This is a genomic window from Frankia sp. RB5 (assembly GCF_059816245.1).
Genome location: NZ_JCBATA010000065.1, coordinates 13822 through 30394, shown reverse-complemented (window position 1 = coordinate 30394; position 16573 = coordinate 13822). Strand labels below are relative to the sequence as shown.

The following is a 16573-nucleotide window of genomic DNA, read 5'->3' as shown; positions in this document are numbered from 1 at the left end:
GCGATGGCTGCCCGCTTCACCGCGGCGGCCACCCGCCGCGCGCTTGGCGAGATCTGTGCTCGCGCCGGACTGGACGACGCCGACGCGGTCCTGGTCAAACGGACGGTGAACGCCGTCTACCGGTTGCCCCGGGCGGGCGCGATCGTCCGCATCACCGGCTCGGCGGCGATGGCGCACCGGGTGGCGAAGGTCGTGCGGGTCGCGCGCTGGCTCGCCGAGCGGGACGTCCCGGCCGTCCGGCTGATGCCCGGGGTGGCCGCTCCGGTCGAGGCCGCCGGCCGTGTCGCGACCGTCTGGGTCGACGCGACGCCCCTCGGCGGGCCCGCGACCAACCCGCTCCCCCACACCGGTGACCTCGCCGGCCTCCTGCGCGTGCTGCACGGTCTCGGGCCACCGCATCCACCGCTACCCCCGTGGGATCCGCTGGACGACGTCCGCCGGCGATTATCCGACGCCGAGGCGCTGCCCGCCGACGACCACCGCTTCCTCGAGGACCTCGCCGAGCGGGTCGGCACGGCGCTCGGAGCCGTCCGCTACGCCCTTCCGCCGACGTTGATCCACGGCGACGCCCACCTCGGCAACCTGATCCGAACCGCCGACCAGGGCGTGCTGCTGTGTGACTTCGACGCCACCTGCCTTGGGCCGGCCGAGTGGGACCTCGTTCCCGTCGCCGTCGGCCACCTCCGCTTCGGTCGTGATCCCCGGTCTCACCGCGCACTCGCCGACCAGTACGGCTTCGACGTCACCGCCTGGGCGGGATTCCCGGTCCTGCGTGCCGTCCGCGAGCTCAAGCTGGTCACCAGCGTGCTGCCCGTGCTGGGCAGCAGCGCGACGGTCGCCGCGCAGTTCCGCGTCCGCCTCGACAGCCTGCGCCGCGGCGACGACGCCGCCCGCTGGTCCCTCTACCGTTGATCGTCCCCGCCGCGCCGTGCCCGTGCCGAGCCCGCCGGAGCGCGGTCCGACCGGGACGGCGGCCGTCGCCGACAGCGTCCGGACGCGAACGGCCATGGCAGGTCACAGCGGTTCGGACGGCCGGGCCGTGCGGTCCATGCGGGCGCGTGTCATTCTGGTCGGACCCGTCGGGGCGCTCCGGCGGGCCGCGACCGGCCTCGCGCCGCCCGCGTAGCTGACGGTCGGATCCCGCCCGTACGCCATCGGCGGACCGGCCAGCGCGCACGGTCGTACCGCCCGCCCCGGCCCCAGGGCCCGGGTCGCCCGATCGGAGGGGAGACCCTTGGACATCACGGAGGGAATGCCCGTACCGGGAGATCCGTTTCCCGTGCCCGCCGGCGGGCCGGGAGTCAGCACATGAGCGGCGACGGGCACGATCTCGGCGCCATCAGGGTCGGCGACGTCGCGGACCACGAGCGGCCCGCACCCCGCCGCCATCCCGCCGCCGCGGGCTGGAGCTGGACGGATGGCGAGGCCACGGGCTGGACGGATGGCGAGGCCGGGCGTCCAGCTCCCGCCACCGGCCCGGGCTGGTCGGTCGACAACACCCCCCGCCCCCACAAACCTGGTACCGACGCGCCGCCGTTCGGCGGCGTTCGTCCAGGCACCGCGGCACACGGTCCGGACGGAGCGTCCCGGCCGGCCCACTCCGTCCAGCAGTGGGACCACGCCCATCCCGGGGCCGCCGCCCAGCCGGGCGGACCTGTCCAGCCGGGCGGGACCGTCCCGGGCGTCTCGGACACCTGGCCGTCGATCCGCCAGCCGGAGCTGGACCCGGCCCCGGCGCCGGCCGGCCGGCACGAGGGCAGCGGCGGCGGCCGGATGCTGCCGATCGAGACACGCACCTTCGACCCGCTGCTCGACCAGTACCCCCTGACGACCCAGGTCGGCTTCGGCCAGGCCTACCCGCCACCCCCGCCTTCGGCGCAGACCCGGAACTGGCACGGGGAGCCCGCCGGGCCGCACCCGGCGCCCCCGCCCGCGCACCAGGCACCTCCCTCCCGTTCGATGCCTGCGCACCCGGCTCCGCACTCGCGCTCCACACCACCGGCGCAGCCGGCACCTCCCCCGCGCTCCGCACCACCGGTGCACCCGGCGCCTCCTCCGCGCTCCGCGCCTCCCCCGCATTCGGCACCGCCGGCGCACCCGGCGGCGCGGCCGGTGCCGGCGCCGCAGGGCCCGCCGCCCCACCAGCCGCCGCCCGGGGCGCCAGCGCGGCCCGACCAGCGGTCCAGGCCCGTCGATCCGCGTTGGACCGAGCCGATGCCGGCGCCACCGCGTCCGGGTGCCGCCGAGCCGCCACACCGCGACGGCTACCACCCGTCCGTCGAGTACCCCGCCCCGCCCCCGCCGCCCGGCAGCGTGTCGACACAGGCGCTGGTCATCGGTTCCCCGTTGACCGGGCCGGGACGGGAAGGCACCGGTTCGACGCGCGTCCCCTCGTGGCTGCGCGACCCCGACCAGCGCAGCGCCCCGGGCGAGGGCGGGGCCACCGGCGCCCGCCATCACCGAATCATCCCGCACGAGGCGCTGAGCCGCGGTGCGGCCGTCCCGGCGCCGCCCGTGCCCCCACCGCCGACGGTGCACCCGCCCAACACGCCGCCCGGGCCCGAGCTCCCGCCGCCGGGAGCGCTGTACCGGACCGATTCCGGCGAGCCGGGCTACCGGGATCCGGCCGACGCGTCGTCGCGTTCCGGACCGGCGGGCGGCACCGGGCGGCACCGGGCGCAGCCCCCGAACCGCGAGCCACGCCCGCAGGAGCGCACCGGACGGTCGGGCCGCACCGTGGTGCCCTACCCGCCGTACCCCGGCGATGATCCGGGCCCGCAGCCCGGTGCCGATCCGTACTGGGCGCCGCACCCGCACGAGCGGTACCCGGACGGGGGCGATCCGGCCGCGACCGCGCGGTACCAGGATCCCCGTGTTCACCCGCCGGCCGACCCGTACCGACCGGCGGCGCCGCGTCCATCCGGCTCGCAGCATCCATCCGGCACGCCTCACCCACCCGCCAGCCCGTATCCGACGGGCGCCGCGCGTCAGTCGGCGCCGCCGCGCCCGCCCGCGGCGCCCACGACCGGCGCGCGCGAGCCTGGCCGGGCTCTGCTCACCAGCGCGCTGCTGCCCCCGCCACCGCAGACGGCGTCCCGTGGTTGGCGCAAGCTCGTGTATCAGGTCTCCGCCGGGGCCGTGAATCCCGGGCCGTCCCCGGACGAGGTCCGTGACCTGCGGCTGGCTGCCCGGATTCGCACGCCGCTGCTGGACTGCCACCGGATCGCGGTGATGTCGATCAAGGGTGGGGTCGGCAAGACCACGACGACGGTCGCCGTCGGCTCGACCCTCGCGAGCCTGCGCGGCGACCGGGTGGTGGCGATCGACGCCAACCCGGACCGGGGCACGCTCGGCTCCAAGGTGCCCCGCACGTCCGCCCACACGGTGCGCGAGCTGCTCGAGGACGCGCCGCGGCTGCACCGCTACGTCGACGTCCGCAAGTACCTGTCGCAGGCCGACTCGCGGCTGGAGGTGCTGGCGTCGGCGAACGACCCGGAACTGTCGGACGCCTTCGGCGACGCCGAGTACCGCGCCGTCGACGACCTGCTGCAACGGCACTATTCGATCCTGCTCACCGACTGCGGCACGGGCATCCTGCACAGTGCCATGCACGGTGTGCTGGAACTCGCCGACACCCTGGTGATCGTCTCCTCGGCGACGGCGGACGGCGGCTCCAGCGCGAGCGCGACGCTCGACTGGTTGGACGCCCACGGCTACGCCGAGCAGGTCCGCGAGGCCGTCGCGGTGATCTCGATGTTTCACGAGCACGGGGAACGGGTCGACGTCGACGCGCTCTCCCAGCACTTCGAGTCCCGCACCCGGCGGGTGGTACGGGTGCCGTTCGACCCGCACCTGGCCGACGGCGGTCGCATCGTGCTGTCGGACCTGCGGCGCGAGACCCGCGAGGCCTATCGCGAGATCGCCGGCGCGGTGGCCGAGCGTTTCGGCCAGGAACGCGGCGGCGCGCCCCGCTGAGCCGGGACGGAGGCGAGGCTGGGTCCAGGCTGGCCGGCGCGGCTCAGCGGGCCAGAGCCGCGACCACCGCCCGCACGCCGGGGCGGCGCAGCTGGCGGGCGACCGTCGTGCGGCCCTCGATGAGCCGGGTGAACAGGCCGAACGTGCCGGGACTCGCCAGAATGGCGTGCATGACCGCGGGCCGGCGAATGAAGGCGCCGAGGACCTCGCGGCCGGCGACCATCTCCGGCCCGAGGATGGTCTCGACCCGGTCGGGGTAGCCGTCGAGCGCCGCGAGGCCCGACGGCCCGGTCGCCCGGGCCGCGCCGACCGCCGCGGCGGCGGCCTCTCCGGCGAGCCGACCGGAACGCAGCGCGAAGGAGATACCCTCCCGCGTCCACGGGTCCAGCAGCCCGGCGGCGTCGCCCGCGACGAGGACACGCCCGCGGCGCAGCGGCGAGCCGACCGCCCGTACCCGGGTCAGATGCCCGGAATCGTGCTGACGGGGGACGTCCGTCAGGCCAAGACGCTCGACGAACCGGCGGTAGTAGCCGCGCAGCGCGCCGCCCTGCGCCCGATCTCCGATCACGCCGACGGTGAGCACCCGCCCCTTGGGGAACACCCAGCCGTAGGAGCCCGGCACCGGTCCCCAGTCGAGCAGCATCCGCCCGGCCCACCGATCGGCGAGGGCCTGATCGGCCACGAACTCGCCTTCCAGGCCGACGTCGACCTGATCGCAGTGCACGCCGACGTGGGTCCCGCAGCGCCCGGACGTGCCGTCCGCCCCGATCACGACGCGGGCCCGCAGCTCCGCGCCGTCGCGGACCCGCACCTGGACCCAGCCGTCGGCTGTCTCCCGCAGCCCGAGCACCTGCACGCCGGTGCGCACGCTCGCCCCCGCCGCCCGGGCCGCCGCGAGCAGGGCGGCGTCCAGGTCGGCGCGCATGACCATCGACAGCCACGGCGCCGCGTCGACCCGGCCTCGGCTGACCTGGTACCGCCCGTCCAGGGTCATCGTCAGCGAACTCACCGTGGACCGGACCAGGCCGGACAGGTCGATGCCGACGTGGTCGGTGGACAGACCGACCAGGCCGCCACCGCAGGTCTTGTACCGGGGCATCGACGACCGTTCGAGCACGCAGACCCGGGCGCCCGCGGCGGCTGCCGCCTGGGCCGCACTGCCGCCCGCCGGCCCGGCGCCGACGACGATGGCGTCGTAGTCCGTGCCCGGGTCGACCGGTCCGCCGGTCGCCTCCACCGCGTTCTCCCTCCACTGTGCGCCGCGTGTCATCGGCAGCCCGTCACGGCGGGGCGCCGTCGCCGCCCGCCATCCGCCGTCGGTGATCCGCCGTCGGTGATCCGCCGTCGCCGTCAGCGCAGCGTGAGGCTGCGTCCGACGAGGCCGGCGCGGACGCGACGCTGCGCCGGGTCCAGGGAGGTGGTGTCCGCCAGCGCCTCTCGGTAGGCGGTCCCCAGCGCGGCGACCGGCTCCTCGACCTGCTGCGGCTCGGTGTCCGCGGCCAGATCCCAGACCGGGACGACGAGGCCGTCCGCGCGGAAGAAACCGACGAAACGGGAGCCGGCGCCCACGGTGAGCCGCTCCGCCGCCGCCAGCCGTGCGAGGGCGTCGAGCAGCTTCTCCTCCGAGCCGGCCACATCCCCCGCGTCGGCCGCCTTTCCGGCGTCGGCGTCGCCCGCGCCCGCGCCGGGGGCGGCGAGGGGCAACGCCCAGCGCAGGTGCCACCGATCCCCCGGATGGCACCAGTACGCCGCGGGCACGGACGACAGCCGTGCCGTGGGCACCACCGTGGCGTTGGCTCGCTCCAGCATGGCCGCGACCTCCTGGTTCGGGCCGGTCTCGCCGTCCGACGACGGCAGCCACCACCCGAAGCCGGGATGGACGGTGATCTCGAGGGGGGCCGGGTCGAGCAGGTCGACGAGACCCGGCAGGTCGGCGAGTCCGCCGGGGAGCTGCTCGACGAGGCGGGGCGAGGAGGCGGCCGGCGCGTCGATCACGCTGCCCGGCTCGGCGTCGAGGGCGGTGAGCAGCGCGCCGGCGATGTCCCGGGCGGCGTCCAGGCCGGGCACGGTGGTCTGCATGGCGACGAGGATCTCGCCGTCCTCACGGACCAGGGCCGGCGCGGCCTGGGGCAGCATCGTGCCGAGGGTGATCCGCCGGTCCGCGTGCTCGGGGTGGGCGGCCAGGTGCTCGGCGGACAGGGTGAGGGGCGCGGTGGCGCTGGGCACCAGCTCGCGCAGCGCGACGAGGTCGGCCTCGTCCCGGCGGCCGAGGAAGGGACGCAGCACGGGCGCCGGCCGGTGCCGCTCGCCGTGGCAGGCCTTGTAGCGGCGTCCGGACCCGCAGGGGCACGGCTCACGCGGCCCGACCACGGGGATCTCGCCGTCGGCGGTCGGCGCCACCGCGGCGCGATGACGGCGCCCGGGCGTGGGCGCGGTGAGGCGGGCGGAGCGGGCGCCCGGACGCTGGGGGGCGGGTCGGCGTGCGATCGCGGACTCCTGGATCTCGAGGTCGGTCGGCTCGTCCCCGACCGGTCGGCTTCCCGGTTTCGGGACGAGCCCGGTCCGGGGTAAGGCTAGGCCATGGCCGGCCCGCCGTGCGGACGCCGGGCGGTGCCGATGGTGGCGTCGTCGCGTCGGCATCCCCGCCGGGGAATGCGGGAGAACCCCCAAACACCTCCATGGTGTCCCACCGTCATGTCACGGCCATGCACCGTCGGGAACGGCGGCAGGCACGATGATGGAAGCGCGGCCACGGGTCCGGCGCACGACGGGCGGGCCGGGGCCGCGGCCCCGACCGGCCGGGGCGTGGATCCGGTGAAGGTGTTGACGTCGGTCGGCGTTTCACACAGCCGATCGGCCGGCCGGGCGGTAGCCATGTGGAGACAATGGGGGGTTGGTGGCAAAGGTCGTCGTCGCCGGCGGAGGAATTGCGGGAATCGCCTGTGCCAGCGCGCTTCGGGCCGAGGGAATCGCAGTGCATGTCCGCGACCGGGGCCGGGTGATCGGTGGCCGGATGGCGTCCCGCTGGATCGACGGCCGGATCGTGGACTCCGGCGCGTCCTACTTCACTGTCAGCTCGCCGCAGTTCGCCGAGGTGGTGGCCGACTGGACGGCACGCGGGATGGCCCGGCCGTGGACCCGGCGGATGGCGGTGATCAAGGGGCCGGAGGCGGTGCTCATCCCCGGCGAGCCCGGGCCGCTGCGCTACGCCGCTCCCCGTGGCCTGCGTTCCCTGGTGGCGGACCTCGCCTCCCGAGCCGGGGTGAGCGTGACCCAGTCGGCGCCGATCGCGCGGATAGCCCCGGGCCCGCTCGTCGACGGCGAACCGGTGGACGCGGCCGTGCTGGCCATGCCCGATCCGCAGGCCATCCGCCACCTCGACGAGAGCCTCGGCGCGGAGCGGGCGCTGGTCGCCGGCCGTCCGTGGGCGCCGGCGCTGGCGCTGCTCGCGGGCTGGCAGCACCGCTGCTGGGCACCGTTGGACGGCGCGTTCGTCCACGACGACGACACGATCGCGTGGATCGCCGACGACGGGCGCCGCCGCGGCGACAACGCCCCGGTGCTGGTCGCGCACTCGACCGCGGACTTCGCCCGGCCACGGCTGGCCGAGCCGTCGGCGGCCGGGCCGGGGCTGGTCGCGGCGCTGCGCCGGCTGCTCGCGATCCCCGAACCACCCCGCTGGGTGTATGTCCAGCGGTGGACCTTCGCCCGGCCGGAGCGGCCGCACGCGCGCCGTTACTTCCTGTCCGACAATCACATCGGCCTCACCGGTGACGGCTGGGGAGAACCGAAGATCGAGAATGCGTGGCTGTCGGGAACCGCGCTCGGCCGGGCGATCGTCGCGCGACTTCGCTGAACCCGGCGACGTCCGCACCACCTGCCGCGGGGCTGATCAACCCCTGTGTGACGGAGTCCCGCAAGTGTCCGCCCAACTGGTTCGATTGATGCTGCCGGAGGGGGGTACACCTGCCGATATGGAGATCAAACTGAGCCTGTCGTTGCCCCGCGATGAGATCTCCATTCCAGTGGTCCGGCGAATCTGTACGCAATCGCTGAAGGTTCTCGGCGTTGCACAGGAATGCATCGACGACGTTGAGATTGCGTTGACCGAGGCTTGCGTGAATGTTCTTCTCCATGCCCAGGACGATGACGAGTACGAGGTTTCGGTTGGCGTGGACAACGGTGTCGCCGTCATCGAGGTGAGCGACCGCGGGGGCGGTTTCGACGGCGATTTCGACCCGGACCCGGCGCCGGGCGTCATCGGCGACGGCTCGCCGCCGGAGAGCGTTCCCGAGCGGGGCCGGGGGATCTTCCTCATGCGGGCGCTCATGGACCAGGTGCGCTTCCAGCGGGTGGACGGTCCATACAGCGGCACCCGGGTACACCTCGAGAAGGCCCTTGTCTGGGAGGAGAGCGCACCGGGCGCCAGGCTCAGCCGTCCCCGCAATCCGCTCGGGCCATGGCGCTCCGACCGGCCCTCGCCCCGGGCCGCCGACGAGCCCGTCTGACAACGGCTACGCTGGCAGGGAGTTCGGGATTCGACGGACGACGGACGACGGACGGGCAGGTCGCGCACCCGACGGGTGCCGGACGGTGGGTGGGGTGCCGGAAGTTGAGTGCCGTGAGTGACGATCTGACCGGGTCGGTTCCCCGGATTGGCGTCGTGACCTTCCCCGGATCCCTCGACGATCGTGACGCGGCGCTCGCGGTCCGCGCCGCCGGTGCCGAGCCCGTCGCCCTCTGGCACGACGACGACGACCTCGCCGGCGTCGACGCGGTGATCCTCCCGGGCGGCTTCTCCTACGGCGACTACCTGCGCGCCGGCGCGATCGCCCGGTTCTCCCCGATGGTCGCCGCCCTGGTGGCCGCCGCCGCCGACGGTCTTCCCACGCTGGGCATCTGCAACGGCTTCCAGGTGCTGTGTGAGGCCGGCCTGTTGCCGGGGGCGCTGACCCGCAACGTCGGGCTCCACTTCGTCTGCCGTGACCAGCGGCTGCGGATCGAGACCGCGAGCACGGCCTGGACCCGTGACTACACCGCTGGTCAGGAGATCGTCATCCCGGTGAAGCACGGCGAGGGCCGGTATGTCGCCGGACCCGATCTGCTCGCCGAGCTCCTCGGCGAGGACCGGGTCATCGCCCGATACCTCGGTGGCAACCCGAACGGCTCCGCGGACGACATCGCCGGGGTGTGCGACGCGCGCCGGACGGTCGTCGGCCTGATGCCCCACCCCGAGCACGCCGTGGACGGCCTGGTCGGCGCGGGGCTCGACGGCCTGCCGATGTTCACCTCCGTGCTCTCAGGCCTGCTCACCCGCGCCTGAAACGCCGGCCCCCGCCCCAGCGGTGTCCGCGGCTACGGAGCGGCGCAGCGCCGCGTGCAGCGCCGCCGGGGTCAGCACGCCCGCCGGCATGTCGCCCGCGTAGACGTCGATCGCCTCCCCGTCCTGCGCGAGCAGCGCCGACAGCGCCTCCCGCAACGACGCCCCCACCTGGACCGGCACCGGCGCGGACCGGACCGCACCGGTCGCCGCGGCGTCGCTGGCGACCGCCGTCCCCGCCTGGGTCCCGGATTTCCCAGCCAGGTCCGTAGCGCCGCCGACCGGGCCGGCCTGGCGGGGCGGGGCCAGGTCGTCGCGGCGCAGTGGTGTCACGGACAGTCGCCGCAGGGCCCGGTCAGCCCCGGTGAAGTCGGCGACGAAGTCGGTGGCCGGGCGACCGAGGACCCGGGCCGGCGGGTCGATCTGCTCCAGCCGGCCACCCTGGCGGAACACCGCGATCCGGTCGCCGAGCCGGATCGCCTCGTCCAGGTCGTGGGTGACGAACACCACGGTCTTGCGGATCTCCCGCTGCAACCGGCGGAACTCCCCCTGCAGCCGGTCGCGGGCGACCGGGTCGATCGCGGAGAACGGCTCGTCCATGAGCAGCACCGGGGGATCGGCGGCGAGCGCCCGGGCGACGCCGACCCGCTGCTGCTGCCCGCCGGACAGCTCGTGCGGGTAGCGACCGCCCATCGCCGCCGGATCGAGCCCGACCAGTTCCAGCATCTCCGCCACCCGGGCCCGGATACGCGCCCGGTCCCAGCCGAGCAGCCTCGGCACGGTCGCGACGTTCGCGCGCACCGTCAGATGCGGGAACAGGCCGATCTGCTGGATGACATAACCGATCCGCCGGCGCAGCCGCGTCGGGTCGGTGTGGGCGACGTCCTCGCCGTCGACGAGGATGCGACCGCTGGTCGGCTCGACCAGCCTATTGATCATCTTCATCGTCGTGGTCTTGCCGCACCCGGACGGCCCCACCAGGCACAGCAGCTCGCCCGCCGGCACGTCGAAGGACAGGTCGGCCACCGCGACCGTGCCGTCCGGGTACCGCTTGCCGACCCCGACCAGCGAGATCATCGGATCCGCGGACGCCGGAGCGGGCGGTTGCGTGGTCTGCGCGGTCATGGGCGGTGCGTCCTCTCACCGGTTACCGTGCTTCGGTGGCCATCGTCGCGTCAGGCAACTGTCTCGAACGGAATGCCTGGATCTGCGGAGACTACGTCGAGACCAGGTCGGACGAGCTGACCGCGGCGCTGCGCGAGCACATCGGGCTGACCGTGAGCGCGGTGCTGATCGGCCTCGCGATCGCCATCCCGCTGGTGCTGCTCGCCCGGCGCTGGCGCTTCACCGTGCCCTGGATCGGCGGGCTGGCCAGCGTGCTCTACACGGTGCCGTCGCTGGCGTTCTTCGCCCTGCTGCTGCCGGTGACGGGCCTGTCGGCCACGACGGTGCGCATCGGGTTGGTCACATACACGCTGGTCATCCTGTTCCGCGGCCTGCTCGCCGGTCTCGACGCGGTGCCCGCCAGCGCCCGCGACGCCGCCCGCGGGATGGGCTACGGCCCGGTCCGACTGCTACTGAGGGTCGAGCTCCCGCTCGCCCTCCCGGCGATCATCGCCGCCATCCGGCTGGCCACGGTCTCGACGATCGCGCTCGTCACCGTGGGGGCGATGATCGGCCACGGCGGCCTCGGCAACCTCATCTACGACGGCCTGACCAGCACGTTCAAGGCCGAGGTGCTCACGTCCTCGGTGCTCTGCGTGGCGCTCGCCGTGGTCGCCGACCTGCTGCTCGTCGCCCTGCAGTGGCTGGTCACCCCCTGGCGTCACGGCCGGCGAGGCGGACGGCGCGGACGCGGCGGGCCCGCCACGCGGGAGCAGGCCGCCACGCGGGAGCAGGCCGCCACGCGGGAGCAGGCCGCCACGGAGTGGGCGGTCGCCACGCACGCCGCCGCAGAGCAGTCCGTCTCGGCGCGAACGGTTGCGGCAAAGACGGAGGGGACGACGGCGTGAGCACGCTGACCAGCGCGTTCGACTGGCTGACGACCGGCGCGAGCTGGCGCGGCGGCGAGGGCATCGCCACCCGGCTGGGGCAGCATCTGATGCTCACCGGAGCCTCGGTGGGCATCGCGTGCGCCGTGGCGCTGCCGGTGGGCATCGGGCTCGGGCATGTGGGTCGCGGCGGCACGCTCGCGATCAACATCTCGAACGCGGGGCGGGCGGTGCCGACGTTCGCCGTCCTGGTGCTGCTGGCGATCGGCCCCCTCGGCATCGGCGACACCACCACGGTCGTCGCCCTCACCCTGTTCGCGATCGCCCCGCTGGTGACCAACAGCTACATCGGGATGCGCGAGGTCGATCCGGGCGCGAAGGAGGCCGCCCGTGGGATGGGCATGTCCGGCGTCCAGGTCCTGCGGCGGGTGGAACTTCCGCTGGCGCTGCCGATGATCCTGCTCGGCCTGCGGCTCGCGGCGGTGCAGGTGGTCGCCACGGCGACGATCGCCGCCCTGATCGGCGGTGGTGGCCTCGGCCGCTTCGTCGTCGACGGCCTGGCCAACAACCACCGCGACCAGGTCGTCGGTGGCGCCATCCTGGTCGCCGCCCTCGCCCTGCTCGTCGAGGGCGCTCTGATCGCCCTGTCCCGCCTGCTCCCCGCCGCCGCCCGGCCCGCCTCCTGCCCCCGCTGACCAGGCGACCCACATCGGTCACCGACGGCGTCTGCCCCATCACCGGATCCTGGCCGAACGGAAGCGGGGATGGTATTTTTCTGGCATGCGGACTGCCATCGACGCCGCCGGTCGGATCGTCGTCCCCAAGGCACTGCGTGATGCCCTGAGTCTCCTCCCCGGCCAGCCGCTGGAGATCACGGAAAGGGACGGCAGGTTGGAGATCGTCCCAGCCCCCACGCCGATGAGGTTGGTCGACGACGGTGACGGGCTGGCAGCGGTCGCGGACATCGAGATGCCGATCCTGACGGCCGATCTGGTACGCGAGACGCTGGAGCGAACCAGGCGGTGAACGCCCTCGACACCAGTGTGGTGGTGGCCGCCTTCGCCAGTTGGCATGCGCATCACACCCTCGCCATGAAGGCGATGTCCGACCGGCCTCGCCTGATCGCGCACGCCGCCATCGAGTCGTACTCCGTCCTGACGCGGCTGCCACCACCACACCGTGCGCAGCCATCGATCGTGCACACCTTCCTCACCGAACGCTTCACCGAGCCATATCTGGCCCTGTCGGAGACCGGCTATCAGGAACTGCTGGCCACTGTCGCGACGGGTCCGATCCTGGGCGGACAGGCCTACGACGCGCTGATCGCCTTCACCGCCGCCGAGCATGACGTCACGTTGCTCAGCCTCGATCGACGCGCCACCGCGACCTACGAAGCGGTCGGCGCCACCGTGCGGCACCTCGATCTCTGACCAGGCCAGCCCGCTCGTTCCAGCGCCGCGCGTCGTCCCGCCACCTCGCCGGAATGTCGACCTTGGCGCTGTGTTTTGTGCCTTTTTCGGTTGCGGGGGCGTCGGGGTGTGGTCAGGCTGTCCGGCACGTCCGAAAGTTGTCGGATCAGGGTGCGAGGGTGGGACAGCCGGAGAGCGCGGTGGCGCGCCGGTGCGCATCCGCGGAGCAGGCGGGTTCAGCCGACGAGAGACAGTGGGGTCATCGTGAGGGACGCAGCAGCACCGAGTGATCCGCGGCCGGCGTCGCGGCCAGGGCGACGCCAGGTGGTGGGGCGGCGTCCCCAGGGGCGTCGGTGGGCAGGGTCGACGGGCGGGCGGCGCCGGCCGCGCGCGCTGGTGGCGGGCCTCGCGGCGCTGCTCGCGGTCGTGCTGGGAGCGGCCGCGTGCGGTTCCGACACCAGCGGGGCCAGCGGGAACGGCGGCGGCAGCGGCGGCGGCTCGGCGCAGTCGGCGGGCACGCTCACCGTGGCCGACGCCGGCTTCACCGAGAGCAAGATCCTCGCGGAGATGTACGCGGCCGTGCTGGAGAAGGCCGGCTACAAGGTCGAGCGGACGTCGGTGCAGCAGACGGAACTGGCCCAGTCGTCGCTCGAGGACGGCACGGTCGACGCGATGCCGCAGTATGTCGCGACCTACGCCGACCTGCTCAACTCCAAGGTCCACGGCGCGCAGGCGGCCTCGGTCTCCTCACCCGACCTGCAGAAGTCGCTGGCCGCGCTGCGCCCGCTCGCCGAGGGCCTCGGCCTGAGCGTGCTGGAGCCCGCCGCCGCGGTCGACCAGAACGCCTTCGCGGTGAGCAGGTCCTTCGCCGCGCAGCACCACCTGCGGACGCTGTCCGACCTGGGGCGCAGCGGGCTCACCGTGAAGCTCGCCGCCGGTCCGGAGTGCGCCACCCGGCCCTTCTGCCAGCCGGGGCTGGAGAAGACGTACGGCATCAAGGTCAGTGAGATCGTGCGGACCGGCGTGGACACCCCGCAGACGAAGGCCGCGGTCAAGGACGGCACCGCCCAGCTCGGTCTCGTCCTCACCACCGACGCCACCGTCACCGACTACGACCTCGTGGCCCTGACCGACGACAAGAAGCTCCAGAACGCCGACAACCTCGTGCCGATCGTGACCACGAAGTCGCTCACGCCGAAGGTCTCCGCCGCGCTGAACGCGCTGGCCCCGGCGCTGACCACCGCCGACCTGGCCCAGCTCAACAAGAAGGTCGACGCGCAGCGCCAGAAGCCGGCCGACGTCGCGAAGGACTTCCTCAAGGACAAGGGCCTGCTGAGCTGAGCCGGCGCCGGGTCCGGCCCGCCTCGCGGCAGCGGCGAGGCGGGCCGGACCGGCGCGGTGGACGGGCCGGCGTCGGCAGCGCGCAGGCGTGGCCTACGCCACGCGCGCGCCGCCGATCCGGGCACCGGGGCCACACGCTGGCGAAATCCGCGAGGATGGGGGGGTGACCGGCAACCCGACCGCCCCGGCGGCCACCCCCGAGACGACGGTGGGCACCGGCCCCGCCGAGCAGCCCTACCGCGAACTGGGCCTGACCGACGACGAGTACGCCCGGATCGTCGCCACCCTCGGCCGCCGCCCCAGCGACGCCGAGCTCGCGATGTACTCGGTGATGTGGAGCGAGCACTGCTCCTACAAGTCCTCCAAGGTCCATCTGCGGCAGTTCCGGGACACGCCGTCCACTGACCGGCTGCTGGTCGGCATGGGCGAGAACGCGGGCGTCGTCGACGTCGGCGAGGGCCTGGCCGTCACCTTCAAGATCGAGTCGCACAACCACCCGAGCTTCGTCGAGCCCTACCAGGGCGCCGCCACCGGCGTCGGCGGCATCGTCCGCGACATCCTGACGATGGGCGCGCGGCCGATCGCCGTGCTCGACCCGCTGCGCTTCGGTGACGCGGACGCGCCCGACACGGCGCGGACGCTGCCCGGGATCGTCGCCGGCGTCGGCGGCTACGGCAACTGCCTCGGTCTGCCGAACATCGGCGGCGAGGTCGTCTTCGACCCCACCTACGCCGGAAATCCACTGGTCAACGCGCTGTGCGTCGGGGTGATGCCGGTCGGGCGGGTGCAGACGTCCGCGGCGACCGGGGTCGGCAACGCGGTGGTCCTGCTCGGCGCGAAGACCGGGCGGGACGGCATCGGCGGGGTGTCGGTGCTGGCGTCGGCCACCTTCGACGAGGGCGGCGGCCCGGCGCGGCGCCCGTCGGTGCAGGTCGGCGACCCGTTCACCGAGAAGATCCTCATCGAGAGCTGCCTGGAGCTGTTCGACCGCGGCCTCGTCACCGGCATCCAGGACCTCGGCGGCGCCGGCCTGACCTGCGCTCTCACCGAGACCACGGCCGCCGGCCTCGCCACCGGCCAGCCCGGCGGCATGGACGTCGACCTCGACCTCGTCCCGCTGCGCGAGGCGTCGATGAGCGCGCCGGAGGTGCTGGCCAGCGAGTCGCAGGAGCGGATGCTCGCGATCGTCACCCCGGCCGTGCTGCCCGAGGTGCTCGCGCTCGCCGAGCGCTGGGGGGTGCTCGCGACCCGGATCGGCACGGTCACCGACACCGGCCGGCTCGTCGTGCGCTGGCACGGCGAGGTGGTCGTGGACGTGCCGCCCGGCTCCCTGGCCGACGACGGACCCGTCTACGAGCGCCCGCTGCGCCGCCCCGCCGACCTCGACCTCGTCCGGGCCGACACGCCGAGCGCCGCCCGGTTGGCCCGCCCGGCCACCGGCACCGAGCTGCGCGAGACGCTGCTGCGGATGGTCGCGTCGCCGAACCTGTGCTCCCGGGCCTGGGTCACCGACCAGTACGACCGGTACGTCCAGGCGAACACGGTGCTCGCCCAGCCGGAGGACGCGGGCGTCCTGCGGCTGTCGGAGTCCACCGGCCTCGGGATCGCGCTGGCCACCGACGGCAACGGCCGCTACGCCCGTCTTGACCCGTTCGCCGGCGCGCAGCTGGCACTCGCCGAGGCGTGCCGCAACGTCAGCGCCGCCGGCGCCGTCCCGATCGCCGTCACCAACTGCCTGAACTTCGGCTCCCCCGAGGACCCGGAGGTGATGTGGCAGTTCGCCGAGGCCTGCGCGGGGCTCGCCGACGGCTGCCGGCGCCTCGGCCTGCCGGTCACCGGCGGCAACGTCTCGTTCTACAACCAGACCGGCGCCACGCCGATCCACCCGACGCCGGTCATTGGCGTGCTCGGCCTGTTCGACGACGTCGCCCGGCGCACCCCGATCGGTTTCAGCACCGCGGGCGACACGCTGATCCTGCTCGGCGAGACCGCCGACGAGTTCGGCGGCTCGGAATGGGCCTGGGTGACCCACCGTCACCTCGGTGGGACGCCGCCGGCGGTCGACCTCGCCCGTGAGCAGCTGCTTGGCGAGATCCTCGTCGCCGGCTCCCGCGAGGGGATGCTGCGCGCGGCGCATGACCTGTCCGACGGCGGCCTCGCGCAGGCGCTGGTGGAGTCCTGCCTGCGCGGCGGCCAGGGCGCGCGGATCGAGCTGGGCACCGGGTCGGACGACCTGTTCGTCGAGCTGTTCAGCGAGTCCGCGGGGCGCGCGGTCGTCGCCGTGCCCCCCGCCGAGGAGGCGCGGTTCGTCGACCTGTGCACGGCCCGCGGGCTGCCGTGGCGGCGGATCGGATCCGTCGACGGCGACACGCTCGACGTCGCGGGCGCGTTCGACGTCGGCCTCGCCGAGCTGCGCACCGCGCACGAGGGCACCCTGCCCGCCCTGTTCGGCCAGGTCCGCTAGGTCGCCGTCTCGGGTTGCGATCTTCCTGGTTGTCGCGTCGCGCGGCGGGCCGTGGCAGCGTGATGGCAGTTTC

At 74.3% G+C, this 16573-nt stretch carries 14 protein-coding genes; 11 read left to right on the top strand and 3 right to left on the bottom strand.

Annotated features, from left to right (window positions below; all coding sequences use genetic code 11):
* Positions 1–3: 3 nt before the first annotated feature.
* The gene (locus AC6EXY_RS26720; RefSeq protein ID WP_499818403.1) at positions 4–912 is read left to right on the top strand and encodes a phosphotransferase; all 909 of its coding nucleotides are present in this window, start codon (positions 4–6) and stop codon (positions 910–912) included.
* Between the two features lie 396 nt (positions 913–1308).
* Positions 1309–3975, top strand: coding sequence for a MinD/ParA family ATP-binding protein (locus AC6EXY_RS26715; protein ID WP_101835390.1), 2667 nt, complete (start codon positions 1309–1311; stop codon positions 3973–3975).
* 43 nt (positions 3976–4018) lie between these two features.
* Here AC6EXY_RS26715 and AC6EXY_RS26710 read toward each other — a convergent pair whose 3' ends face one another.
* Both AC6EXY_RS26710 and AC6EXY_RS26705 read right to left on the bottom strand, forming a co-directional pair.
* Positions 4019–5212, bottom strand: a complete 1194-nt coding sequence (locus AC6EXY_RS26710; RefSeq protein ID WP_499818402.1) for a geranylgeranyl reductase family protein — start codon at positions 5210–5212, stop codon at positions 4019–4021.
* Between the two features lie 113 nt (positions 5213–5325).
* On the bottom strand, positions 5326–6375 hold the full coding sequence (locus AC6EXY_RS26705) for a DUF5926 family protein (RefSeq protein ID WP_165818646.1): 1050 nt from the start codon (positions 6373–6375) through the stop codon (positions 5326–5328).
* Between the two features lie 496 nt (positions 6376–6871).
* Here AC6EXY_RS26705 and AC6EXY_RS26700 point away from each other — a divergent pair, with 496 nt between their 5' ends.
* The 3 genes from AC6EXY_RS26700 to purQ all read left to right on the top strand — a co-directional run bounded on the left by AC6EXY_RS26700 (position 6872) and on the right by purQ (position 9298).
* Positions 6872–7831 carry an NAD(P)/FAD-dependent oxidoreductase gene (locus AC6EXY_RS26700; protein ID WP_101835394.1) on the top strand — a complete coding sequence of 320 codons (960 nt, stop codon included), beginning with the start codon at positions 6872–6874 and terminating at the stop codon, positions 7829–7831.
* Between the two features lie 64 nt (positions 7832–7895).
* Positions 7896–8483: an ATP-binding protein gene (locus AC6EXY_RS26695; protein ID WP_499818401.1), complete on the top strand. Its 588-nt coding sequence runs from the start codon at positions 7896–7898 to the stop codon at positions 8481–8483.
* Between the two features lie 104 nt (positions 8484–8587).
* A complete protein-coding gene (gene purQ / locus AC6EXY_RS26690) occupies positions 8588–9298 on the top strand; it encodes a phosphoribosylformylglycinamidine synthase subunit PurQ (protein ID WP_423748165.1) in 711 nt (236 codons plus the stop codon).
* Here the strand turns inward: purQ and AC6EXY_RS26685 are convergent.
* The gene (locus AC6EXY_RS26685) at positions 9275–10420 is read right to left on the bottom strand and encodes an ABC transporter ATP-binding protein (RefSeq protein ID WP_279354719.1); all 1146 of its coding nucleotides are present in this window, start codon (positions 10418–10420) and stop codon (positions 9275–9277) included. The genes purQ and AC6EXY_RS26685 overlap by 24 nt on opposite strands.
* 35 nt (positions 10421–10455) lie before the next feature.
* Between AC6EXY_RS26685 and AC6EXY_RS26680 the strand changes: the two genes are divergently transcribed.
* The 6 genes from AC6EXY_RS26680 (at position 10456) to purL (ending at position 16500) form a co-directional block, all read left to right on the top strand.
* Positions 10456–11307: an ABC transporter permease gene (locus AC6EXY_RS26680; RefSeq protein WP_101835400.1), complete on the top strand. Its 852-nt coding sequence runs from the start codon at positions 10456–10458 to the stop codon at positions 11305–11307.
* A complete protein-coding gene (locus AC6EXY_RS26675) occupies positions 11304–11981 on the top strand; it encodes an ABC transporter permease (RefSeq protein WP_101835402.1) in 678 nt (225 codons plus the stop codon). The genes AC6EXY_RS26680 and AC6EXY_RS26675 overlap by 4 nt, the downstream gene beginning before the upstream one ends.
* Positions 11982–12066: 85 nt before the next feature.
* Positions 12067–12312, top strand: a complete 246-nt coding sequence (locus AC6EXY_RS26670; RefSeq protein ID WP_101835404.1) for an AbrB/MazE/SpoVT family DNA-binding domain-containing protein — start codon at positions 12067–12069, stop codon at positions 12310–12312.
* Complete coding sequence (locus AC6EXY_RS26665; RefSeq protein WP_101835406.1) at positions 12309–12716, top strand: type II toxin-antitoxin system VapC family toxin; 408 nt, start codon at positions 12309–12311, stop codon at positions 12714–12716. Before AC6EXY_RS26670 ends, AC6EXY_RS26665 begins: the two co-directional genes overlap by 4 nt.
* Positions 12717–13088: 372 nt before the next feature.
* On the top strand, positions 13089–14036 hold the full coding sequence (locus AC6EXY_RS26660) for an ABC transporter substrate-binding protein (protein ID WP_101835432.1): 948 nt from the start codon (positions 13089–13091) through the stop codon (positions 14034–14036).
* Positions 14037–14199: 163 nt separating this feature from the next.
* Positions 14200–16500: a phosphoribosylformylglycinamidine synthase subunit PurL gene (purL, locus tag AC6EXY_RS26655; RefSeq protein ID WP_101835408.1), complete on the top strand. Its 2301-nt coding sequence runs from the start codon at positions 14200–14202 to the stop codon at positions 16498–16500.
* The last annotated feature ends 73 nt before the right edge of the window (positions 16501–16573 follow it).

Coding starts and splice junctions, on each gene's coding strand:
- AC6EXY_RS26715 (WP_101835390.1), top strand. CDS start 1,309: ATGAGCGGCGACGGGCACGATCTCGGCGCCATCAGGGTCGGCGACGTC.
- AC6EXY_RS26685 (WP_279354719.1), bottom strand. CDS start 10,420: ATGACCGCGCAGACCACGCAACCGCCCGCTCCGGCGTCCGCGGATCCG.
- AC6EXY_RS26670 (WP_101835404.1), top strand. CDS start 12,067: ATGCGGACTGCCATCGACGCCGCCGGTCGGATCGTCGTCCCCAAGGCA.
- AC6EXY_RS26720 (WP_499818403.1), top strand. CDS start 4: ATGGCTGCCCGCTTCACCGCGGCGGCCACCCGCCGCGCGCTTGGCGAG.